The following is a 713-nucleotide window of genomic DNA, read 5'->3' as shown; positions in this document are numbered from 1 at the left end:
AAACCGTGTCACCCTTGAATTGCTCGCGAAGTTTCTGCCGGGCGGCGAGCAACACCTCCATGATGTCACGTAGCTCCGGGATGTCGCCGGAAAGGTCCTGGATGCGATCCCCAAATTTGGCAGCGCCGACAATGCCAACCTGAGACCGAAGTTACGCAACAGGCCTCGAATGTCATTCTCAATTGCGATGGCCTTTTCCTGCAGCAACTTGCGGGCTGTCAACAGGCGCCCGACGTTCCTGCTCATCAGCGTCTTGACGTGCATCGGCCGGAACACAATTAACCCGCATCATCTGCGCGATGCCGCGCGCATCGTTGCGGTCGCTCTTGTTGACCTGCGCCTTGAGAAAGGCCTTCGCATGACGGGTTACGATGCAGATTGCAGGTAGTCCGGCTCCCGCCAGACCACTGAACAACCATTTGATAAGGGACCAGCTTCAAGCCCGATCCGGGCCAGATTCCAGGCGGGGTTCTTCAACGCCTCAACAAGATCGTTCGGATGGCTCGCAAGCTTCATCTCTCGGCAAATGCGGCCTCCTTCATCCACGATGCAGACGGCCGTCTCTTTCACCGAGACGTCCAGTCCGGGATAATGCCTCATGCTGCGCTTCCTTTCCTGATGCTTGTGGCTGTTCACGCAGACCACGTTTTATCATCAGCGCGAAGCAGCACCTCAAACACCCGTTCAAGACGTGGGACAAAGCCGAATACCCC

1 pseudogene is annotated in these 713 nt (G+C 57.1%); it reads right to left on the bottom strand.

The features are described from left to right. Positions 1–600 (bottom strand): annotated as a pseudogene (locus EN786_RS35960) (transposase); the annotation flags it as partial. Positions 601–713: the final 113 nt, after the last annotated feature.

This window comes from Mesorhizobium sp. M4B.F.Ca.ET.143.01.1.1 (assembly GCF_004792275.1).
Lineage (GTDB): Bacteria > Pseudomonadota > Alphaproteobacteria > Rhizobiales > Rhizobiaceae > Mesorhizobium > Mesorhizobium abyssinicae.
This window is presented reverse-complemented; position numbering and strand designations above follow the sequence as displayed.